The organism is Scandinavium sp. UTDF21-P1B (assembly GCF_040750395.1).
In the GTDB taxonomy this organism is placed as follows: Bacteria; Pseudomonadota; Gammaproteobacteria; order Enterobacterales; family Enterobacteriaceae; genus Scandinavium.
This window is the reverse complement of the sequence record NZ_JBFLVD010000015.1, coordinates 289,728-311,870: the sequence shown is the minus strand read 5'-3', so window position 1 is coordinate 311,870 and position 22,143 is coordinate 289,728. Positions and strand designations below refer to the sequence as shown.

Sequence of the window (22,143 nt, the reverse complement as noted above, 5' to 3'; positions counted from 1 at the left end):
TCGCATTCTGGCAACAGATTTGCTTGACATTCGACCGAATATTCTTCGTGGTGTACCACCTGGCTGGAATTAGCCAGCAATCTCAACGTGCTGCCTCCGGCTTCTGGGGCCGATGCAGACCAGAGGGTTGAACTCCATTGACGCCGCCACCAGATTAGGTTCGTCGCCAGTGGAAGGTGAATTCAAGTGCGATATATGCGCCACACCCCGAGGCGGACGCGTATTTCTGGAAGAATCAAATTAGGTAAAGGTGAATATGGGTAAAGCTCTCGTTATCGTTGAGTCCCCGGCAAAAGCCAAAACGATCAATAAATACCTTGGCAATGACTACGTGGTGAAATCCAGCGTCGGTCATATCCGCGATCTGCCGACCAGCGGTTCAGCAAGCAAAAAAAGCGCTGACGCCACCGCCACCAAACCGGCCAAAAAGCCGAAGAAAGATGAGCGCGGCGCCCTGGTAAACCGTATGGGCGTGGATCCGTGGCACGGCTGGGCTGCCCAGTATGAAGTGCTGCCGGGTAAAGAAAAGGTGGTCGCGGAACTCAAACAGTTAGCTGAAAAAGCTGACCACATTTATCTCGCAACCGACCTTGACCGCGAAGGGGAAGCCATTGCATGGCACCTGCGGGAAGTGATCGGTGGTGATGACTCACGCTACAGTCGCGTGGTGTTTAACGAGATAACCAAGAATGCTATTCGTCAGGCGTTTGATACGCCGGGCGAACTGAATATCGACCGTGTTAACGCTCAGCAGGCGCGTCGTTTTGTCGACCGCGTGGTCGGGTACATGGTGTCGCCACTGCTGTGGAAAAAAATTGCTCGTGGTCTGTCCGCTGGCCGCGTGCAGTCCGTTGCGGTACGTCTGGTTGTCGAACGTGAACGTGAAATTAAAGCGTTTGTACCGGAAGAGTTCTGGGAAATCGACGCCAATACCACGACGCCGTCAGGCGAAGCGCTGCCGCTGGAAGTCAGCCACCATCACGACAAGCCGTTCCGTCCGGTCACCCGTGACGAAACCATGGCCGCGGTCAGCCTGCTTGAAAAAGCGCGCTACAGCGTGCTGGAGCGTGAAGACAAGCCAACCAGCAGCAAGCCGGGCGCGCCGTTTATCACCTCCACGCTGCAGCAGGCGGCAAGTACCCGTCTTGGCTACGGCGTGAAGAAAACCATGATGATGGCCCAGCGTCTCTATGAAGCGGGTTACATCACCTATATGCGTACTGACTCCACTAACCTGAGCCAGGACGCGGTGAATATGGTTCGTGGGTACATCAGCGACAACTTCGGCAAGAAATACCTGCCGGAAAATGCAAACCAGTACGCGAGCAAAGAGAACTCTCAGGAAGCGCACGAAGCAATTCGTCCTTCCGACGTTGCCGTGCTGGCGGAATCACTGAAGGACATGGAAGCGGATGCGCAGAAGCTGTATCAGCTGATCTGGCGTCAGTTCGTGGCCTGTCAGATGACGCCAGCCCAGTACGATTCCACCACGCTTACCGTAGGCGCGGGTGATTTCAAACTGAAGGCTCGCGGTCGCACGCTGCGCTTCGACGGCTGGACGAAAGTCATGCCTGCGCTGCGCAAAGGTGATGAAGACCGCACGCTGCCTCCGGTGAAAAAAGGCGACGATCTGGCGCTGGTTGAACTGCTGCCAGCTCAGCACTTTACCAAACCGCCGGCGCGCTTCAGCGAAGCATCACTGGTCAAAGAGCTTGAAAAACGTGGGATTGGCCGTCCGTCCACCTATGCGTCGATCATTTCGACCATTCAGGATCGTGGCTATGTTCGCGTTGAAAACCGCCGTTTCTACGCCGAAAAAATGGGTGAAATCGTCACCGATCGCCTGGAAGAAAACTTCCGCGAGCTGATGAACTACGACTTCACCGCGCAGATGGAAAACAGCCTCGATAAGGTGGCAAACCATCAGGCCGAGTGGAAAGCGGTGCTGAACGATTTCTTCGGCGATTTTACGCGTCAGCTGGAAACGGCAGATAAGGATCCGGAAGAGGGCGGCATGCAGCCTAACCCGATGATCCTGACCAGCATCGACTGCCCGACCTGCGGTCGTAAAATGGGGATTCGTACCGCCAGCACCGGCGTGTTCCTCGGCTGTTCTGGCTATGCGCTGCCGCCGAAAGAGCGCTGCAAAACCACCATTAACCTGGTGCCGGAAAACGAAGTGCTGAACGTGCTGGAAGGCGACGACGCGGAAACCAACGCGCTGCGCGCCAAGCGCCGTTGCGCCAAGTGCGGCACGGCGATGGACAGCTACCTGATCGATCCGAAGCGCAAGCTGCACGTCTGTGGTAATAACCCGACCTGCGATGGCTACGAAATCGAAGAGGGCGAGTTCCGCATCAAAGGTTATGACGGCCCGATCGTTGAGTGTGAAAAGTGCGGCTCTGAAATGCACCTGAAAATGGGGCGTTTCGGCAAGTACATGGCCTGCACCAACGACGAGTGTAAAAATACCCGTAAGATCCTGCGTAACGGTGAAGTGGCTCCGCCGAAGGAAGATCCGGTTCCATTGCCTGAGCTGCCGTGTGAAAAATCAGACGCGTATTTCGTGCTGCGCGACGGTGCTGCGGGCGTGTTCCTGGCCGCGAACACCTTCCCGAAATCGCGTGAAACCCGCGCGCCGCTGGTGGAGGAGCTGTATCGCTTCCGCGATCGCCTGCCGGAAAAACTGCGCTATCTTGCAGATGCGCCGCAGGAAGATTCGCAGGGGAACAAAACCATGGTTCGCTTCAGCCGTAAAACCAAGCAGCAGTATGTGGCTTCGGAGAAAGACGGAAAAGCAACCGGCTGGTCTGCCTTCTTCATCGACGGCAAATGGCAGGAAGTGGCGAAAAAGTAACGCATTTTCGTGACGATAAGTCTCCTCTGAAGGGCCGCACTGCGGCCCTTTCTTTTGCGATAAAACCCCACGTTATTATTTTTTCTTCGCATCTATACACATCCGGTATAAATGATATAGTGGTTATAGTTAACCACTTTCTTATTATTAAATCGTATTAGGCATCAGCGCCATACGCATATCGGATACCGGTCATGAAACTACAGCAACTCCGTTATATCGTTGAGGTTGTGAACCATAACCTCAACGTCTCCTCGACCGCTGAAGGGCTCTATACCTCTCAGCCGGGCATCAGTAAGCAGGTTCGTATGCTCGAGGATGAGCTGGGTATCCAGATATTCGCGCGAAGCGGCAAGCACCTGACGCAGGTGACGCCAGCCGGTCAGGAAATTATTCGTATTGCCAGGGAAGTGCTTTCCAAAGTGGATGCGATTAAGTCGGTTGCCGGCGAGCACACCTGGCCGGACAAAGGATCGCTGTACGTGGCGACGACCCACACCCAGGCCCGTTATGCGCTGCCGGGCGTCATTAAAGGTTTTATTGAACGCTATCCGCGCGTTTCGTTGCATATGCATCAGGGGTCGCCCACGCAAATTGCTGAGGCGGTTTCCAAAGGCAATGCCGACTTCGCCATCGCCACTGAAGCGTTGCATCTCTATGACGATCTGGTGATGCTGCCTTGCTACCACTGGAACCGTTCGATCGTAGTCACACCGGATCACCCGCTGGCGGGCAAAGGTTCCGTAACGATTGAAGAGCTGGCGCAGTATCCACTTGTTACCTATACCTTTGGTTTTACCGGACGTTCTGAGCTGGACACCGCCTTTAACCGCGCAGGGCTGACGCCACGCATCGTCTTTACCGCTACCGATGCCGATGTGATTAAAACCTATGTGCGTCTGGGATTAGGGGTAGGGGTGATTGCCAGCATGGCGGTTGATCCTGTTTCCGACCCGGATCTGATTAAGCTTGAAGCGGGCGACATCTTCAGCCACAGCACCACGAAAATTGGTTTCCGCCGTAGCACGTTCCTGCGTAGCTATATGTATGATTTCATTCAGCGCTTTGCGCCGCACCTGACGCGTGATGTGGTCGACGCCGCCGTGGCGTTGCGTTCGAATGAAGATATTGAAGCGATGTTTAAAGATATTAAATTGCCAGAGAAATAATCCCTGCCGGTATTAATGGTATCCCCGGTGTCGGGGATATCGTGAAACCGATCACTTAATGGAAATTAAAATCCCCCTCATTTGCATTTCTCGCTTTTTTCACCTCTGCGTTTTTAGCCTGTCTGAATGTTTATATGCTGTGAAATGAAGGCAAAAGTAGAAACTATTTTGCCGCTACGCAAATTTTGTTTACCAATTATTTATTTTCCGTCAAAGATTCAGGATCTCACCCGCGACGATTCATAAAATCTCTGGATTTTTAGGGCGTTTTTTATTAGGATTTATCTCAATGATTATTAATTGTACCGATTGTTCGGTGCCAAACGATAAGTGATGCCGATTGTATGAGGTTAGCAATGCCGTCAGGACGAGATGAACCGCAGAGGGATCCTGAGCTGAAGCGAAAAGCCTGGCGGGCGGTATTCCTGGGCTCCGCGCTGTTCTGGATAGTCGTGGCCATGCTCATCTGGAAATTTTGGGGGTAACTATGGCGGTGTCAGGCCAGAACGTCTCCGTGAAGCCAACATGTCAGTCTGGTGACAAACCACGGGTCCGTAAAAAAGGCAAAACGGCGGTGCCGGAGTCCTGGAAACTGACAGCGCAGCAGCAGGCTTTTATTGATTCCTTTGATGATAACGACGCTAAAAAACGCTAATTCGATGTCGTCAGGTTGTTAACTTTCGGTCTGTATTTTGGGTTTTGTACTCGTTAATAAATACACCACAGCAATAATCCGGCTGCCTGCTCAGGCAGTTAAAATGAATAATTATGGGTATTAAATAATGAATACGAACCGCAACGTGAAATACTGGTCATGGATTGGGGCGTTTTCACTTTCTCTCCTTTTCTGGTGCCAGCTGGTCTGGATGGTCCTTCAGTGAACCTCTGATAAACCCGACAATCCTCGTCGGGTTTTCTTTTTTGCCTTGTAAAGAACCTTCAGCTTTTTAGCGATTTGGGTTGTTATCAAAACGTTACGTTGCGCGTGTGTTATCTTTAAAGACAGACCCTGAGGAGAGTCGGGGTATCGCAATTCCCTGTCATTAAGGAGGAGCTATGTCGTCAACCCTACGAGAAGCGAGCCAGGACACGCTACAGGCCAAAACCAAAACGTACCACTATTACAGCCTGCCGCTCGCCGCAAAAACCCTGGGCGATATTTCTCGCCTGCCCAAATCGCTTAAAGTCCTGCTCGAAAACCTGCTGCGCTGGCAGGACGGTGATTCCGTCACCGAAGAAGATATTCATGCCCTGGCCGGATGGCTGAAAAATGCCCATGCCGACCGTGAAATTGCCTACAGGCCTGCCCGTGTGCTGATGCAGGACTTTACCGGCGTTCCGGCGGTGGTCGATCTGGCAGCAATGCGCGAGGCGGTGAAACGTCTCGGTGGCGATACCGCCAAAGTGAACCCGCTTTCCCCCGTCGATCTGGTTATCGACCATTCCGTGACCGTTGACCATTTCGGCGATGATGATGCGTTCGGCGAAAACGTGCGTCTGGAAATGGAGCGCAACCACGAACGTTATGTTTTCCTCCGCTGGGGCCAGCAGGCGTTCAGTCGCTTTAGCGTGGTGCCGCCAGGCACCGGCATCTGCCACCAGGTGAACCTCGAATACCTGGGCAAAGCGGTATGGAGCGAACAGCAGAACGGCAAGTGGGTCGCGTATCCGGACACGCTTGTCGGCACGGATTCTCACACCACCATGATTAACGGTCTCGGCGTGCTGGGATGGGGCGTCGGTGGGATTGAAGCGGAAGCCGCTATGTTGGGGCAGCCGGTTTCGATGCTGATCCCGGATGTGGTCGGCTTTAAGCTGACCGGAAAACTACGCGAAGGAATTACCGCCACTGACCTCGTGCTCACGGTCACCCAGATGCTGCGTAAGCACGGCGTGGTGGGCAAGTTTGTTGAATTTTATGGTGATGGACTGGATTCACTGCCGCTGGCGGACCGTGCCACCATTGCCAATATGTCGCCGGAATATGGCGCAACCTGTGGCTTCTTCCCGATTGATGGCGTCACCCTCGACTACATGCGCCTGAGCGGCCGCAGCGATGAACAAATTGAACTGGTAGAGGCTTATGCTAAAGCACAGGGCATGTGGCGTAATACCGGCGATGAACCGGTGTTTACCAGTACGCTCGCCCTGGACATGGGCGAGGTTGAAGCGAGCCTGGCCGGGCCAAAACGTCCACAGGACCGCGTGGCGCTGGGCGATGTGCCAAAAGCGTTCTCGCAAAGCGAGGAGCTTGAGTTGAACACCGCTCAAAAAGACCGGAACCCGGTGGACTACACGCTGAACGGGCATCAATATCAGCTGCCTGATGGCGCGGTGGTGATTGCCGCCATCACCTCCTGTACGAACACCTCGAATCCGAGCGTACTCATGGCCGCCGGGCTACTGGCGAAAAAGGCCGTCAAGCTCGGGCTGAAGCGCCAGCCCTGGGTAAAAGCCTCGCTTGCGCCTGGCTCGAAGGTGGTGTCCGACTATCTGGCTCACGCGAAGCTGACGCCCTGGCTGGATGAGCTGGGATTCAATCTGGTCGGCTACGGCTGCACCACCTGTATTGGTAACTCCGGCCCGTTGCCCGATCCGATTGAAACAGCGATTAAAAAAGGTGATTTGACCGTTGGCGCGGTGCTTTCCGGCAACCGAAACTTTGAAGGACGTATTCATCCGCTGGTGAAAACCAACTGGCTCGCCTCGCCACCGCTGGTGGTAGCATACGCGCTGGCGGGGAATATGAATATCAACCTGATGACCGATCCTCTGGGACACGACAAGAAAGGGGACCCGGTTTACCTCAAAGATATCTGGCCGAGCGGGGCTGAAATCGCCCGGGCGGTGGAAGAGGTGTCGACCGAGATGTTCCACAAAGAGTATGCCGAAGTATTTGAAGGCACGCCGGAGTGGAAAGCGATTAAAACCGAACAGTCGGACACTTACGGCTGGCAGCAGGATTCCACCTATATTCGTTTATCGCCGTTCTTTGATGAGATGGGCGCGGAGCCGGATCCGGTGGAGGACATACACGGCGCGCGGATCCTCGCGATGCTGGGCGACTCCGTCACCACCGATCATATTTCGCCTGCGGGCAGTATCAAGCCAGACAGTCCGGCTGGCCGCTATCTGCAAAATCATGGCGTCGAGCGGGGTGATTTCAACTCTTACGGTTCAAGGCGCGGTAACCACGAAGTGATGATGCGCGGGACTTTCGCCAATATCCGTATCCGCAACGAAATGGTGCCAGGCGTTGAGGGCGGTATGACTCGCCATCTGCCCGGTTCAGAGGTGATTTCCATTTATGACGCAGCCATGCGCTATCAGGAGCAGGGCACGCCGCTGGCGGTGATTGCCGGGAAAGAATACGGCTCTGGCTCCAGCCGTGACTGGGCGGCGAAAGGACCTCGTCTGCTGGGCGTGCGGGTGGTCATCTCCGAATCCTTCGAGCGAATTCACCGCTCGAACCTCATTGGAATGGGGATTTTGCCGCTCGAGTTCCCATCAGGGGTCACGCGTAAAACGCTGGAGCTAACGGGCGAAGAGCAGATTGATATCGCCAACCTACAGAGTCTTAAACCGGGGGCCACGGTTCCCGTTACGCTGACCCGCGCTGACGGTAAGCAAGAGGTCATTGACTGCCGCTGTCGCATAGATACCGCGACAGAGCTGACCTATTACCAGAACGACGGGATCCTGCATTATGTGATCCGCAATATGCTTCACTAAAACATAAGGGCCTGCATGCAGGCCCTTTTTTTAGAACATCACCGGTAATCCCAGCCCACGTTTGACCGCATGCAGCGTCTTTTGCGTGCGCTCATGCGCCCTCTCGCTGCCTTGCTTTAGCATCGCCAGCAGCGCACTTTTATCAGCAATCACTTCTTTACGGCGTTCGCGAATCGGCGCCAACAGCGTTTGCAGGCATTGTTCCAGCTCAAGCTTGCACTGTCGATCGCCCAGGCCGCCCTGTTGATAGTGCGCTTTCATCGCCGCAATCTTTTCCTTATCGGGGTGGAACGCATCCAGATAGGTAAACACGACGTTGCCTTCGATGTTTCCCGGATCGCTGATGCGCAAATGGTGTGGATCGGTGTACATCGCGCTAACGGCTTTATGAATCTCTTCCTCAGTGGCCGACAGCGTGAGCGTGTTCCCCAGCGATTTCGACATTTTGGCATTACCATCAATACCCGGCAGGCGGCCGACCGGACTCAACAGCGCCTTGCAGCGGCGTAGTGCGGGCTTCTCCAGCAGGCTATTCATCTTCTGAACAATTTCATTGGTCTGTTCAATCATCGGCAACTGGTCGTCTCCTACGGGCACCCTGTCGGCGCCAAATGCGGTAATGTCAGCGGCCTGGCTTATCGGATAAACCAGAAAACCTGTCGGGAGAGAACGGGAAAAGCCCTTTTGTTGAATTTCGTTTTTAACGGTGGGATTTCGTTCTACCCGCGAGACGGTAACGATATTCATATACAGCATCGTCAGTTCCGCCAGCACGGGCAGCGCGGACTGCAGACAGATTGTCGAATGGAGTGGATCGATGCCGACGGCCAGATAATCGGCCATTACTTCCAGTACGTTGCTGGCGATTTTCTGCGGCTGCGAACCATTATCGGTCAGCCCTTGTAAATCGGCGATCAGAATGTACTGAGGGTATTGCGTTTGCAAGGCGACGCGCTGGCGCAGCGAGCCGGCATAGTGACCTAAATGCAGCTGGCCGGTAGGACGATCGCCGGTGAGGATCACGTGAGATTGTTCAGTTAACTCTGTCATCAGAAGCTCCTGTTGTGCGCCAGAAAGCGGTTCTGCAGACAGAGCGGACGCCTTCCGGCGGCCTGAGATAAAAAAAAGAAAAGGGGAAATCAGGCGGCCTTGGTTAAGGCTGCCACCAACGTAATGAGAGGTGAGAAGGGCAAGGGTTTTTGCTGTTCATGCGTTAACGGTACTGCAAAAGTCTCTACCGGACAATAAACCCGTGTTTAAAAGGTTACTGAAGGACTCGCCGTGCGGTCTCATAACGCGGTGCCCAGTAGGGATTGTCCAGCCGGGAAATGGTGACGCCTGCCTTTTGCGAGGCGTGAATAAACTGGCGATCGCCAATGTATACACCCACATGCTGTACGCGAGGTGAAGACTTAAAAAATACCAGGTCGCCGATGCGAAGCTCATGTTTTCCGACTTTCTTACCCCGTTTTTTTTGCTGATGAGTGGTTCGGGGCAGGCTTATGTGCCGTGCAAAAACTTTCTGCATTAGCGCCGAGCAGTCGATGCCGCTGCGTCGGGTGCCGCCAAAATCATATGGCGTGCCTTTCCAGAGCGCATATTGCTGAAGCAGGGATGCTTTCAAATGATGAGAGGCTGATGGCTTCGGCGTCGTGAAACGATCAGGGAGATTGAGGGCGCTTGCTGAAAAAACAGACAGCATAGTAACGAGAAACAGCAGGGTGGTGAAACAGTATTTTGGCAAAGACATAACGAAAAATCAGGCTAATCAAAAAACATTCACAAGGGGCTTCTTGCGAGGCGTGAACATATCGTATCAGCTGATTATTTTTTGAACAGAAGGATAAGCAAACAGAACTGATGGCTATTCTTTGCGCAGCAACACTATTGCGACGGGCCGTTAACAGGAAGGAAACGAGAGGGAGTAAAAGAGGCAAAAATCGTCACGAATGCAAGAAAACGGCGCATATAAAAATGCGCCGCGCGACGATTACTCTCCGAGCAAATGGCCCATTTTGGCCGCTTTTGTATCGAGGTAATGTTCGTTTTTCGGGTTACGGCCCACGATCAGCGGCACGCGTTCTACGATGTTGATTCCGGCTTCGGTCAGAATCTCTACTTTTTTCGGGTTGTTGGTCAGCAGGCGCACTTCGTCCACGCCCAGCAGCTTGAACATATCTGCGCAAAGCGTGAAGTCGCGTTCGTCAGCGGCAAAGCCTAACTGATGATTGGCTTCCACGGTGTCGTAGCCCTGATCCTGCAACGCATAGGCGCGGATTTTATTCAGCAGTCCGATGTTTCGTCCTTCCTGGCGGTGATAGAGCAGAATGCCGCGACCTTCCTCGGCGATGTGGGCGAGCGCCGCTTCTAACTGGAAACCGCAGTCGCAGCGCAGGCTGAACAGCGCATCGCCGGTCAGGCATTCAGAATGAACGCGCGACAGTACAGGAGTTTTGCCAGAAATATCGCCGAACACCAGGGCAACGTGATCCTGCCCGGTTGCCAGTTCTTCAAAGCCCACCATCAGGAAATCGCCCCAGGGGGTTGGCAGTTTGGCTTCTGCCACACGTTTAAGCTGCATGTGATTCTCCAGATTCTTCGGCATCCCAATGCCTTCTGTTTCGTATTATTTTGCCACAATGGCGGAACTTCACCTAATGGCGGAAGGTTGTCTGCTGCTTAAGCGCACAATTCGGGCACTTTCACCGTTCTGGCTTTTTTCAGTTATGATTGTGATGTTTAAGGAAAAAGGAGAGACAATGCTTTCGATTGCCCGACGAACTGCAGCGGGCGCTGCGGTGTTACTTATTATGCCACTGGCGGTGTGGATCTCAGGCTGGACGTGGCAGCCGGGGCACAACGGCTGGTGGCTGAAGGCATTGTACTGGATGACCGAAACGGTGACTCAGCCCTGGGGCATCATCACTCACGTGGTGCTTTGCGGCTGGTTCCTGTGGTGCCTTCGCTTTCGGCTGAAGGCGGCAATCATGCTGTTTGCCATTCTGGCAGGGGCCATTCTTATCGGCCAGGCCGCGAAATCCTGGGTGAAGGATCGGGTCCAGGAGCCGCGCCCGTTTGTTATCTGGCTGGAAAAAACGCAGCAGGTGCCGGTCGAGGCGTTCTACACTTTAAAACGTAAGGAACGCGCGCATCTGGTGAAAGAGCAACTCTCGCACCGGGATGATTTACCAGCGTTTTTACGCCATCACTGGCAAAAAGAGACGGGTTTTGCGTTTCCTTCGGGCCACACGATGTTTGCCGCAAGTTGGGCGCTGTTGGCGGTCGGACTGCTGTGGCCTCGTCGGCGTACGGTGACTATTGTGATTCTGCTGGTCTGGGCAACGGCGGTGATGGGCAGCAGGCTGCTGCTGGGCATGCACTGGCCGCGGGATTTGGTCGTTGCCACACTGATGTCATGGCTGCTGGTGACGTTTGCCACCTGGCTTGCACAAAAAGTGTGTGGCCCGCTGACGCCGCCGGGAGAAGAGGCTCAGGATATCCGAAACCGCGAGTCTGATGAGAAGTAAAGCTTGATTTCGGTGCTTTCTGCCCACAAATCCTTATCAGGCGACCGGGTTGCCAGTTTCGCCGCTGCGGGGAAGATGGTACTTTATAAGGCTGGAAGCGAGAAATCGAACATGATTTATTCACATAAACCACATAACGGGAAGTAATGTGAAATATTTACTCATTTTCTTACTGGTGCTGGCAATTTTCGTTATTTCCGTCACCCTTGGCGCGCAAAACGATCAGCAGGTCACGTTCAACTACCTGCTGGCGCAAGGGGAGTTCCGTATCTCCACGCTGCTGGCCGTGCTGTTTGCCGCAGGGTTCGCCATTGGCTGGCTGATTTGCGGCATGTTCTGGTTGCGTACCCGCGTTTCGCTGCTTCGTGCTGAACGCAAAATTAAACGTCTCGAACAACCACTTGTGCCGGTGACGCCCGCTTCGACCGTGCCGATGCCACCGGCTGTGAAGGAATAACGCTTTATGCTGGAGTTGTTGTTTCTGCTTTTGCCCGTTGCCGCCGCGTATGGCTGGTACATGGGCCGCAGAAGTGCACAACAGTCCAAACAGGACGATGCCAACCGCCTTTCCCGTGATTACGTCGCAGGGGTAAACTTCCTGCTCAGCAATCAGCAGGACAAGGCGGTAGACCTGTTCCTCGACATGCTGAAAGAAGACACCGGTACCGTCGAGGCGCACCTCACGCTGGGCAACCTGTTCCGTTCACGTGGTGAGGTTGATCGCGCAATCCGCATTCACCAGACTCTCATGGAAAGCGCCTCTCTGACCTACGATCAGCGCCTGCTTGCCGTCCAGCAGCTGGGGCGCGACTACATGGCCGCAGGCCTGTATGACCGCGCCGAAGACATGTTTAGCCAGCTGGTGGACGAAACCGACTTCCGCATCAGCGCGCATCAGCAGTTATTACAGATTTACCAGGCGACCAGCGACTGGCAAAAAGCCATCGATGTAGCCGAGCGCCTGGTCAAACTGGGCAAAGAAAAGCATCGTCCTGAAATCGCCCATTTCTGGTGTGAGCTTGCGTTGCAGCAAATGGGTAATGGCGACATGGACAAAGCCATGACGCTGTTGAAAAAGGGTGCGGCGGCGGATCGCAACAGTGCGCGTATCTCCATTATGATGGGCCGCGTATTTATGGCTAACGGTGATTACGCTAAAGCAGTGGAATCCCTGCAACGCGTTATCGACCAGGACCGCGAGCTGGTCAGCGAAACCCTCGAGATGCTGCAAACCTGCTACCTGCAGTTAGGGAAAGAAGCGGAGTGGGAACACTTCTTGCGCCGTGCGGTGGAGGAAAACACCGGCGCGACGGCCGAGCTGATGCTGGCACAAATCATGGAACAGCGAGAGGGCGCTGATACAGCGCAAACCTACATTACGCGCCAGCTCACGCGCCATCCAACTATGCGCGTCTTTCATAAGCTAATGGATTACCACCTCAATGAAGCGGAAGAAGGGCGTGCGAAAGAGAGCCTGATGGTTCTGCGCGATATGGTCGGCGAACAGGTGCGCAGTAAACCGCGCTATCGTTGCCAGAAGTGCGGCTTCACGGCCTACACCCTCTACTGGCACTGTCCTTCCTGCCGTGCGTGGTCAACGGTGAAACCTATCCGTGGTCTCGACGGCCAGTAATTTTTAAAAACAATTTAATTAGTTACAACATACTAATGGTTTTTTAAACCCATTAAGTGGCAACGTGCCCGTCTTTGCCATGCAGGGAAAAGCGGGAAATGCAGCCTGTTAATTTGCGGATATCGCAGGTAGAATGCACGCCGTTTACCGATTTTTCGCCGGTTGCGGCTCACAACAAGAAGGTCTGGTCATGACGTCTCCATCCCGTAGTGTTACTTCCTCTCCCGTCGTTGTTGCTCTTGATTATAATAATCGCGATAAAGCACTGGCCTTCATCGACCGCATCGATCCGCGCGACTGTCGTCTGAAAGTCGGGAAAGAGATGTTTACGCTATTCGGGCCGCAGCTGGTGCGTGATTTGCAACAGCGCGGGTTCGACATCTTTCTGGATTTGAAATTCCACGATATTCCGAACACCACGGCACATGCCGTTGCCGCTGCAGCGGATTTGGGCGTATGGATGGTGAACGTGCACGCCTCCGGTGGCGCGCGGATGATGACGGCGGCCCGTGAAGCGCTTCTGCCGTTTGGCAAAGATGCACCACTGCTGATTGCCGTGACCGTATTAACCAGCATGGAAGCCAGCGATTTACAGGACCTGGGCATTACGCTCTCTCCGGCAGATCATGCGGCAAAACTCGCGACGCTGACCCAGCGCTGTGGGCTTGACGGTGTGGTATGTTCCGCGCAGGAAGCGGTGCGCTTCAAGCAGGAACTGGGGCAGGCGTTTAAGCTGGTGACGCCAGGCATTCGCCCGTCAGGGAGCGATGCAGGCGATCAGCGTCGTATCATGACCCCCGAACAGGCACAGGCGGCAGGCGTGGATTACATGGTGATTGGCCGCCCGGTTACCCAGTCTGCGGACCCGGCGCAAACGCTGCGCCAGATTAATGCATCCCTCGTAAAGGAGGTCTGATGAACGATTCCAACAGCCGTCTGGTGTATTCCACCGACAGTGGTCGTATCGATGAACCTGAAGCCACGGTCGATCGGCCTAAAGGCGACGGCATTGTGCGCATTCAGCGCCAGACCAGCGGCCGTAAAGGTAAAGGTGTCTGCCTGATTACCGGCATTGATGCCGACGACACCGAACTGGCAAAAATTGCGGCTGAGCTGAAAAAGAAATGCGGCTGCGGCGGTGCGGTGAAAGAGGGCGTGATTGAAATTCAGGGCGATAAACGTGACCTGATTAAAACCCTGCTGGAAGCAAAAGGCATGAAGGTGAAACTGGCCGGCGGTTAATATTTCTTTTTGGCAGAAAATATATTCCATGTAAAAGGGCCACGCGAATGCGTGGCCCTGTCTTTTTGGTGCGTAAGTCTGCTGTAAATCTTATTTATTGTTATCTTTCCCTGGAGGATTATTTGCCTACCTGGTGACCGATAATACCACCGACTGCTGCACCGCCGAGGGTGCCCAGGGTGCTGCCATCGGTCAGTACTGCGCCACCAAGGGCACCGGCACCGGCACCGATAGCGGTGTTACGGTCACGTTTAGACCAATGTGAACATGCGCTCAGGGACATGGCCAGGGTGACAGCCAGAACGGCTGCAGTCATTTTTTTGCTCATTGAAGTCATAAAGTATTCTCCTGAATAATTCGTCCACGCCGCGTCTACAATCATTATTTCCGCAGAAATAAAGCTGGCACTCGTGGAGTAGGTTGCGCAGGCGTTACTAAAATCACGCAAGTGATAGTCACTTCCTGTTATATCGCTAACATTAATTTTACGACACGGGAAAGAATGAGGCAGGTAAATTGTCTTAATTGGCGGGTCAGAACAATCTTATATGTGTCTGAATGTTGAAAAATGAGACAAAATCAAGATGATAGTTAAATTGCAGCCCCCAATTGGGGGCCGTCATTATGGGCGAGGCACAATATTGACCGTCAGACCTGACATTTCCAGCTGCTGTCGCTGGCTGGCGGAGAGGTTGTCGTCAGTGATCACACGATTAAATTTATGGGAAGGGCCCAGCGGATAGGGGTGTACCGCGCCAAATTTTGAGCTGTCGCTAAGCACGATAGACTCGCACCCTTTATCCAGCACCGCGCTAACCACGTCAGCGCGCATCATGTCGCGGCCGGTAAATCCGGTTTCATACTGCCAGCCATCAACGCCAATAAACGCCTTACTGAAATGGACCTGTTGAATGTACTGGCGGGTCAGTGGACCGACCATGCTTTCACTTTTCTTCTGATAAATGCCGCCGAGGAGAATCACTTCGCCGGGCGTCTCTTTCAGCAGATGGGCAATATAGCTGCTGACGGTGATGATCGTGACGCCTGGTTGCTCGGAGAGCGCGCGTGCGAGCAGGGCATTGCTGCTGCCGTTCTCAATAAACACCGTTTCCCCCGGGCTCACGAGATTGGCTGCAAACGCCGCCAGCTCACGCTTCAGAGCGAAGTTGTTCATCATACGGGTTTCGACGTCTTCGCTGTCCAGCGGAACGGCAAATCCATGCATGCGGCGTAAGTAGCTTTGTTTTTCGAGCAGGTTCAGGTCCTGACGGATAGTCACTTCTGAAACCCCGGTCATTCGGGCGAGATCGCCAACGCTCATGCGGCCTTGGTCGATTACCATTTGTAAAATAGATTGTTGTCGGGCGTTCATATCAGGGTCGTCGTATCTTCAAATTTCCCAGGGAGATTTTGGCTGAGAAGAGGAGGCCTCTTCTTCGCCGGACGCCTGGGCCAGTAATTCTGCCTTCAGAATTTCCAGATTGTTAATGGCGGAAGTGTCATCACCCGCCACCAGAATATCCAGCACGGTATCAATACGTTGAGCTAACTGACGCGCATCAAGCTTGGGCATAGGCCATCTCTGAAAGAAAAGTAAGAAAAATCAATGATGCAAAAATTAGAAAGAAAAGAGAAGAGGAAATTGAGCCGGGACTGAAACACATAACATAAAATTATAAATTACTACTGCAACATATCCGCAGTAAATGGCCTGGATTAGTCTGATCAGGCGCGCAACGCGCTTTTATCTATGAGGAATAGATTATGACCGTGATTAATCAGCCTACCTGTAAATTGTTTACCGACACTGAACGATTCACCCAGCTCTCCGCCTACTACGAGGAAGAACGGCGCACCGTGTGGATGATGTTACGCGCGCAGCCTCGGCCGTGCTTTAACCACGCGTTGATAGAAGAGATCATGAACCTCTCCTGGCTCGTCAGGCAGCAGGGGGTTGCGGTTGATTTTTGGGTAACCGGCTCGCTGGTGTCGGGGATCTACAACACCGGCGGCGATCTGCGCTATTTTGTGGAGTGCATTCGCAACGGGCGGCGCGAAGCGCTTCGTGCTTATGCCCGTGCCTGCGTGGACTGTGTGCATGCGGCCTCCCGGGCGTTTGATACGGGTGCTATCAGTATTGCGATGGTAGAGGGGAGTGCACTCGGCGGCGGCTTTGAAGCGGCGCTGGCGCATCACTTTATTCTTGCTCAGCGGGATGCCCGGATGGGCTTCCCGGAGATTGCGTTTAATCTCTTTCCGGGCATGGGTGGGTACTCGCTGGTCAGCCGTCGCTCGGGCATGAAGCTTGCCGAGCAGCTGATCTATCGGGGAGAAGCGCATACGGCTGAGTGGCATGAACAACGAGGATTAGTGGACGTGTTGTTTGAACCGGGTAACAGCTACGTGGCGACCCGCACGTTTATCGACACCCTGCTGCCGAAGCTGAACGGCGTCCGCGCGATGCTGCGGGCCCGCCAGCGGGTACTGACGCTGCCGCGAAGCGAACTGATGGACATCACCGAAGACTGGGTCGATGCTGCGTTCTGCCTTCAGGAGAAAGACATTGCCTATATGGAACGACTGGTCATGTTGCAGAACCGACACACGCAGGTTGCGTTGCGTAAGGCCAGCTAGCCATGGGTTGTACCTTCTCATGCTTACTGCGGCCGGGATCGCGAAAGTAAGCCAATAAATCGCCGTTCGCTGACGCCATTGCTGCTAATAACGGTTAAATGGCGTCTTTTTAAACTTGAGCGTTATTAACTGTTCAGACACGGTGAAGACATGTCCCGGTTTTAATTATGTTTGTGCCACCCATCTGACCCGTAAAATAAAATTTTTACTATATTCTTCGCTGAGGGAGGAGGTTAGACTTTATATCACCAGCCCAGCAGTGAAAGATCAATTTTGATGCTGAGACGGTGGTTGATAAAACTATTTTACAAGGAAAGAAATCATGCGTGAATTATCTAATACCGAACTGTCTAATGTTGCAGGTGGCGATTTGGCTGGTGCAATTTTCGGCCTGTTTGATGGCGCGTCTACCGGTATGTCTATCGGCGGTAAGTGGGGCGGTGCAGGCGGCTTCGGCTTCGGTGCGCTCTCTCAGCTGGTTGGTCTGATCGTGCCTACCGCAATGGGTGGCATCTTTGGCTTTGTTACCGGTGCGATGAGCGATACCCAGACCGTCAGCGCAATCCTTAGCGATTATCGTCACAGCTTTGGTCCAGGCGACGTTAACCACGGCGGTACTATCGGCTAATTACTGCTGATTAATAATGAAAGAGAGGTGCGTATCCTGTTGCTTTAAATTAGCGACAGTGGCTCATACGTACCTCTTTTTTATTCACAATACGAACAGGATAAGGAAATAAATATGAGAGAATTAGCGTTAAATGAAATGAATGAAGTGAGCGGTGCCGGTACTTTTACTCCGGAGATCTTCCAGCGCATGGATCAAATTTTCTCTAATACCCTGGACGGGATGTCGACAGGTATGTCTATCGGTGGCAAATATGGCGGCGCGGGCGGATTTGGCTTTGGCGCGCTTTCGCAGCTGGTGGGACTGATTGTGCCGACGATCATGGGCGGCGCCCTTGGCTTTGTCTCAGGCGTCATTCTGGGTTACGACAACACGTCAGCGCTGCTGGCGGACTATCGCCACCAGTTTGGCCAGGAAAGCGTAGGCTAAAAGCTGGCTGAGATTGACCTGTTATCCCTCAAGGCTGCATTACGATTAGCGCGCCATTTTGCGCGCCTGGCGCCGTTTGAACCAGCGCTCGAATACGGCAGCGGGCATCGGCTTTGCAAATAAGAAACCTTGCCGTTCGTTGACGCCGTTCTTGGTAAGAAAGGCGTCTTCTTTTGCGCTTTCAACGCCTTCGGCAATGACCTGTAAATTAAGCGCCTGCGCCACCGCGACAATCGCACGCACCAGGGATTGCGAGACGGATTGCTTGTGCACATCTCGTACGAAAATCTGATCGAGCTTGATGGCGTCTATCGGGAAACGGGCAAGCTGCGACAGTGATGAATAGCCCGTACCAAAGTCATCAAGATGCACCTGGGCGCCCAGCGCGCTGAACTGCTGGATAACCGAATGAGCAAGTTCTTCATTCTCAATCAGGCAGCTTTCCGTCAGCTCTACGTCAATCGGGCAGTACTCAAAATTCAGATTGCGCAACGCCTGCTTCAGGTCACTGAAAATGGTCTGATCCGCCAGCTGGCGAGCCGAAACGTTCACCGCTACCCGCAGATTAATGCCCTTATCACGCCACAGCGCAACCTGGCGCACCACGTCGAGCATGACCCAACGTCCGAGCGGAACAATCAGGCCTGACTCTTCGGCATAAGAGATAAATTCGGTTGGCGGAATAAGCCCGCGCTCGGGCGATTCCCAGCGCACCAGCGCTTCGAGGCTGCGCACTTCACCGCGCCAGGTGATCTTCGGCTGATAGTGAATGACCAGTTGATTGTTATCCAGCGCCTTGCGCAGATTGGTGTCGAGCCACAGGTATTCGAACACTCGCTGGTTCATCTCGGGTGAAAACACGCAGAACTTACCGCGACCGCCTTCCTTGGCGGTGTACATCGCGGTATCGGCATTGCGAATCAGGCTTTCGCGATCGTTACCATGCTGCGGGGCGAGGGAGATCCCCAGTGAACAGCCGGTATAGACTTCAATCAGCCCGATGCGGAAAGGATCGCGCAGTCGGGTCAGAATGCGCGAAGCCATCGCCTCCAGGCTTCCCTGAGAGGTGTTCGTTGCCAGGATGATAAACTCATCGCCGCCGAGGCGTGCCAGCGTCTGACCCTCTTCAAGGCAGCTCAAAATCGATAAGGCTACGGACTGTAACAGCTGATCGCCAAACATATGCCCGTAGGCATCGTTCACTTTCTTAAAGTTGTCGAGATCGAGATAGACGATGCCAACCTGATTCTCACCCCGCCCGGTAATCTCTTCGGCTATCATATCGTTGATGGCGTTACGGTTGGGAAGTCCGGTAATAGTGTCCGTATTGGCCAGCACGCGCAGGCGTTCCTGAGCGCGGCGTTCCTCGGTGATGTCGGTACCGGAGCAGATCAAATAAATTTCGTTTTTGCCGCTGCCACTGTGCACAAATTTATTGCGGAACAGAAACAAACGCTGACCTTTGCGGGTTTTGATCCAGCGCTCCACTTCATAGGAGCTGCCGTTTTTAAAGAAACCGCTGATGTTACGGCGCGATGCCGCCGCTTCCGCCGGGCTCATGAACAATTTGAACACGTTCTGGCCGATGACTTCCTGCTCCTTCATCCCGGTATACTCTTCGCTCAGGCGGTTAAAGCGCTGAATATTTCCATGGCTATCGAGGATAACGATAACGGAGTTGGCTTCGGAAACGACCTGTTCGGCAAAGGAGAGGCCCTGCACCAGGTCGCGGGCGACGGAACCGGTATCATCCCAGGCGGAGGCGCTGCCTGCCCACTGTGATTTGTTGATTTTACGGCCAACTAGATGTACCGGCACGGCGTTACCGTACAGATTGAGGCTGAGCGTCAGGCTGGAGGTGATCACCGTCATCTCGCGAATGCTGTTCGCCTGTTCGGCGCTCAGCGCGACGACCTGGCTTGTGTCGGTGTCCTCGCTGATAGCCAGATGCAGCGCGTTGCTGTCTGCTGACAATCGCCAGTAGGGACTCGTGGTTCCCAGATACCGGAAGAGCAGATTTTGCTCCAGTTCCTCAGCCATCTTTTCTCCAAAACCTGGTTAAGCGCATCCTGAAATCATGAATCAATTGGTCCGGCCAGCTCATACGAAAGTCTTAGCCAGCGACGGAGCCTGGTGGTTCTCAATGGTATATCCGTTCCCGGAAGCTAAAAAAGAGCACCGATCAGGCGGGTCATTATTTTGCGTTGCGATACACCACTTTATTGTGATCGCTTTTGATGGAATGTGGGGAAAAACAGGAAAAAAATTGTGGATGGAATCGCATTGCAGAAAGAGAAGGGCGACTAAGCAATGATTAGTCGCCCTTAAGTATTACGCCTGGAACGGACGCGCGATGACGCTGCGGGTTTCCATGCGCACTTCGGCGATCGTCACGTCAATCACGTCGGTGACTTTATAGACGGTTTCGCCTTTGATTTGCACGGTGCCATTTTCCTGGCTGCAAACCATCTCATCACGAACTGCATGCAGGAATGGTGCGGGAATAAAGGCAACTGCGCCATTGTCTACCAGGCGCACGCGCATGCCGCCGCGGCTGATATCAATGATTTCAGCCGCGAAGCGGGTGTCGGTCCTGGCTTTATCATTCAGGAAACGGGCGTATAACCAGTCCGCCACGTCGCGTTCCGCCATGCGGTTCAGGCGGCGACGCTCGGCCATCTGGACGGTGGCCTCATCCTGCGGACGCGCCGGCGTTTCGCCTTTAACGATCGCTTTCAGCAGACGGTGGTTCACCATATCGCCGTACTTACGGATCGGGGAAGTCCAGGTGGCGTAAGCCTCGAGGCCAAGGCCAAAGTGTGGGCCCGGTTCGATGCTGATTTCTGCAAAGGACTGGAAGCGGCGAATGCGGCTGTCGAGGAAGCCCGTTGGCATCGCATCGAGCTCGCGGCGGAGCTTGCAGAAACCTTCCAGCGTCAGTACTTCCTGCGGATCGACGTGCACGTCGTGGGTTTTCATCAGCTCAGAAAGCTGCTCGGTTTTCGCCGGATCGAAGCCAGTGTGCACGTTATAGATGCCGAAGCCGAGCTTATCGCGTAGCACGCGGGCGGCGCAGATATTAGCGGCAATCATCGATTCTTCAACGATACGGTTGGCGATGCGGCGCGGTTCCGCCACGATGTTCAGCACTTCGCCTTTTTCACCGAGTACAAAGCGATAATCCGGACGGTCTTTAAACACCAGAGCGTGGTTGTGACGCCACTCGCCGCGCAGGGCACAGATACGCTCCAAAAGTTTGATCTGCGCAGCGATTGCTTCGCTCTGCGGCTGCCAGCTGCCGTTGCCCTCCAGCCAGTCGGAAACGTCGTCGTAAGCCAGCTTGGCTTTTGATTCGATGGTGGCGGCGAAGAATTCGATATCGTCTTCGATAGCACCGTCCTCGGCGAGGATCATGCGGCAGGCCAGAACAGGACGTACAACGTCCGGGCGCAGCGAGCAGAGGTCGTCTGAGAGTTCACGCGGCAGCATCGGGATGTTAAAGCCCGGCAGGTAGTTGGTGAACGCGCGGATTTTTGCAGCGTTGTCGAGCTTGCTGCCCTCGACGATCCACGCGGTCGGGTCGGCGATAGCAACGGTCAGATGCAGTTTGCCGTCTTCGGCGACTTCAGCAAACAGCGCATCATCCATATCTTCGGTGCTGGCGCTGTCGATGGTGACGAAGTTCAGCGCAGTCAGGTCGCGACGCTCAAGGCCTTCGTCCTGCATTTCGGTGGCAGCACCATCCGGTGCGACTTTCTCAAGATTGTGGCGTGCCAGCGTCACCCACCACGGAACAAAGTGGTCGTCGCCAAAAGTGATGAACTGGGTGAGTTCGGCGTAGAAGCTGCGGTCGCCTTTCAGCGGATGACGGCGCATTTCTGCCACGGCCCAGTCACCCTCTTTAAAATCGTGCTCCAGGCTGCGCACCGGGCGGCACTGGATGGCGTCTTTCAGAAGCGGATGGTCAGGAACAATCGACAGGCGATCGTCTTTTTTCTGCACCCGGCCAACAAAACGCGTCAGAAATGGCTCAACCAGTTCTTCTGGTTCAGCGCTCTCTTTGCCTTTATCGCTGTGGATGGTGGCGATAATACGATCGCCATGCATCACTTTTTTCATCTGCGGAGGCGGAATGAAATAGCTTTTCTGAGCATCGACCTCGAGAAAACCAAAGCCTTTTTCCGTGCCTTTCACCACCCCTTCAGCGCGAGGGGTCTGGGAATGAAGTTGCTGTTTTAGCTGCGCAAGCAGCGGATTGTCCTGAAACATAATAATGTATTTTCGTGGCCAAA

General features: G+C 54.1%; 22 protein-coding genes. 14 read left to right on the top strand and 8 right to left on the bottom strand.

Going from position 1 to position 22,143, the window contains the following annotated elements; all coding sequences use genetic code 11:
- The first annotated feature begins 256 nt into the window (after window positions 1-256).
- The 6 genes from topA (at window position 257) to acnA (ending at window position 7,758) form a co-directional block, all read left to right on the top strand.
- On the top strand, window positions 257-2,857 hold the full coding sequence (gene topA / locus AB1287_RS13725) for a type I DNA topoisomerase (protein WP_312626622.1): 2,601 nt from the start codon (window positions 257-259) through the stop codon (window positions 2,855-2,857).
- A gap of 194 nt (window positions 2,858-3,051) precedes the next feature.
- On the top strand, window positions 3,052-4,026 hold the full coding sequence (gene cysB, locus AB1287_RS13720) for an HTH-type transcriptional regulator CysB (RefSeq protein WP_312626624.1): 975 nt from the start codon (window positions 3,052-3,054) through the stop codon (window positions 4,024-4,026).
- 344 nt (window positions 4,027-4,370) lie between these two features.
- Window positions 4,371-4,511, top strand: coding sequence for a YmiA family putative membrane protein (locus AB1287_RS13715; RefSeq protein WP_435618110.1), 141 nt, complete (start codon window positions 4,371-4,373; stop codon window positions 4,509-4,511).
- A gap of 2 nt (window positions 4,512-4,513) precedes the next feature.
- Window positions 4,514-4,681 (top strand): hypothetical protein, encoded by a 168-nt coding sequence (locus AB1287_RS13710; protein WP_312626628.1) that lies wholly within the window; start codon window positions 4,514-4,516, stop codon window positions 4,679-4,681.
- A gap of 127 nt (window positions 4,682-4,808) precedes the next feature.
- Window positions 4,809-4,907, top strand: a complete 99-nt coding sequence (gene ymiC / locus AB1287_RS13705) for a small membrane protein YmiC (RefSeq protein WP_312626630.1) — start codon at window positions 4,809-4,811, stop codon at window positions 4,905-4,907.
- 175 nt (window positions 4,908-5,082) lie between these two features.
- The gene (gene acnA, locus AB1287_RS13700; protein WP_435618109.1) at window positions 5,083-7,758 is read left to right on the top strand and encodes an aconitate hydratase AcnA; all 2,676 of its coding nucleotides are present in this window, start codon (window positions 5,083-5,085) and stop codon (window positions 7,756-7,758) included.
- Between the two features lie 30 nt (window positions 7,759-7,788).
- Here the strand turns inward: acnA and trpS are convergent, their stop codons facing one another.
- From trpS to ribA, 3 genes are all read right to left on the bottom strand, one after another.
- Window positions 7,789-8,808, bottom strand: a complete 1,020-nt coding sequence (trpS, locus tag AB1287_RS13695) for a tryptophan--tRNA ligase (protein WP_435618108.1) — start codon at window positions 8,806-8,808, stop codon at window positions 7,789-7,791.
- Between the two features lie 214 nt (window positions 8,809-9,022).
- A complete protein-coding gene (locus tag AB1287_RS13690; RefSeq protein ID WP_435618107.1) occupies window positions 9,023-9,508 on the bottom strand; it encodes a C40 family peptidase in 486 nt (161 codons plus the stop codon).
- Between the two features lie 240 nt (window positions 9,509-9,748).
- Window positions 9,749-10,339, bottom strand: a complete 591-nt coding sequence (ribA, locus tag AB1287_RS13685; RefSeq protein ID WP_312626638.1) for a GTP cyclohydrolase II — start codon at window positions 10,337-10,339, stop codon at window positions 9,749-9,751.
- A gap of 178 nt (window positions 10,340-10,517) precedes the next feature.
- Here ribA and pgpB point away from each other — a divergent pair, with 178 nt between their 5' ends.
- The 5 genes from pgpB to yciH all read left to right on the top strand — a co-directional run bounded on the left by pgpB (window position 10,518) and on the right by yciH (window position 14,160).
- Window positions 10,518-11,285, top strand: coding sequence for a phosphatidylglycerophosphatase B (gene pgpB / locus AB1287_RS13680; RefSeq protein ID WP_435618106.1), 768 nt, complete (start codon window positions 10,518-10,520; stop codon window positions 11,283-11,285).
- 148 nt (window positions 11,286-11,433) lie between these two features.
- On the top strand, window positions 11,434-11,742 hold the full coding sequence (locus AB1287_RS13675; protein ID WP_435618105.1) for a LapA family protein: 309 nt from the start codon (window positions 11,434-11,436) through the stop codon (window positions 11,740-11,742).
- 6 nt (window positions 11,743-11,748) lie between these two features.
- Window positions 11,749-12,918, top strand: a complete 1,170-nt coding sequence (gene lapB, locus AB1287_RS13670; RefSeq protein WP_435618104.1) for a lipopolysaccharide assembly protein LapB — start codon at window positions 11,749-11,751, stop codon at window positions 12,916-12,918.
- Between the two features lie 190 nt (window positions 12,919-13,108).
- Window positions 13,109-13,834, top strand: a complete 726-nt coding sequence (gene pyrF / locus AB1287_RS13665; protein ID WP_435618103.1) for an orotidine-5'-phosphate decarboxylase — start codon at window positions 13,109-13,111, stop codon at window positions 13,832-13,834.
- Window positions 13,834-14,160: a stress response translation initiation inhibitor YciH gene (gene yciH, locus AB1287_RS13660; RefSeq protein ID WP_435618102.1), complete on the top strand. Its 327-nt coding sequence runs from the start codon at window positions 13,834-13,836 to the stop codon at window positions 14,158-14,160. Before pyrF ends, yciH begins: the two co-directional genes overlap by 1 nt.
- Before the next feature lie 118 nt (window positions 14,161-14,278).
- Here the strand turns inward: yciH and osmB are convergent, their stop codons facing one another.
- From osmB to yciZ, 3 genes are all read right to left on the bottom strand, one after another.
- A complete protein-coding gene (gene osmB, locus AB1287_RS13655) occupies window positions 14,279-14,497 on the bottom strand; it encodes an osmotically-inducible lipoprotein OsmB (RefSeq protein ID WP_312626646.1) in 219 nt (72 codons plus the stop codon).
- Window positions 14,498-14,782: 285 nt separating this feature from the next.
- Window positions 14,783-15,532 carry a DNA-binding transcriptional regulator YciT gene (gene yciT, locus AB1287_RS13650; RefSeq protein ID WP_312626647.1) on the bottom strand — a complete coding sequence of 250 codons (750 nt, stop codon included), beginning with the start codon at window positions 15,530-15,532 and terminating at the stop codon, window positions 14,783-14,785.
- Between the two features lie 18 nt (window positions 15,533-15,550).
- Complete coding sequence (gene yciZ / locus AB1287_RS13645) at window positions 15,551-15,733, bottom strand: protein YciZ/DeoL (protein ID WP_312626648.1); 183 nt, start codon at window positions 15,731-15,733, stop codon at window positions 15,551-15,553.
- A gap of 191 nt (window positions 15,734-15,924) precedes the next feature.
- Between yciZ and AB1287_RS13640 the strand changes: the two genes are divergently transcribed.
- From AB1287_RS13640 to AB1287_RS13630, 3 genes are all read left to right on the top strand, one after another.
- Window positions 15,925-16,794, top strand: coding sequence for a crotonase/enoyl-CoA hydratase family protein (locus tag AB1287_RS13640; protein WP_435618101.1), 870 nt, complete (start codon window positions 15,925-15,927; stop codon window positions 16,792-16,794).
- A 322-nt stretch (window positions 16,795-17,116) separates the two neighbouring features.
- On the top strand, window positions 17,117-17,422 hold the full coding sequence (locus AB1287_RS13635) for a DUF5862 family protein (RefSeq protein WP_312626650.1): 306 nt from the start codon (window positions 17,117-17,119) through the stop codon (window positions 17,420-17,422).
- A gap of 114 nt (window positions 17,423-17,536) precedes the next feature.
- The gene (locus tag AB1287_RS13630; RefSeq protein WP_435618100.1) at window positions 17,537-17,851 is read left to right on the top strand and encodes a DUF5862 family protein; all 315 of its coding nucleotides are present in this window, start codon (window positions 17,537-17,539) and stop codon (window positions 17,849-17,851) included.
- Window positions 17,852-17,896: 45 nt separating this feature from the next.
- Here the strand turns inward: AB1287_RS13630 and pdeR are convergent, their stop codons facing one another.
- Together pdeR and AB1287_RS13620 are read right to left on the bottom strand one after the other, a co-directional pair.
- Complete coding sequence (gene pdeR / locus AB1287_RS13625; protein ID WP_435618099.1) at window positions 17,897-19,891, bottom strand: cyclic di-GMP phosphodiesterase; 1,995 nt, start codon at window positions 19,889-19,891, stop codon at window positions 17,897-17,899.
- Between the two features lie 291 nt (window positions 19,892-20,182).
- The gene (locus tag AB1287_RS13620) at window positions 20,183-22,120 is read right to left on the bottom strand and encodes an exoribonuclease II (protein WP_435618098.1); all 1,938 of its coding nucleotides are present in this window, start codon (window positions 22,118-22,120) and stop codon (window positions 20,183-20,185) included.
- Window positions 22,121-22,143 lie beyond the last annotated feature (23 nt).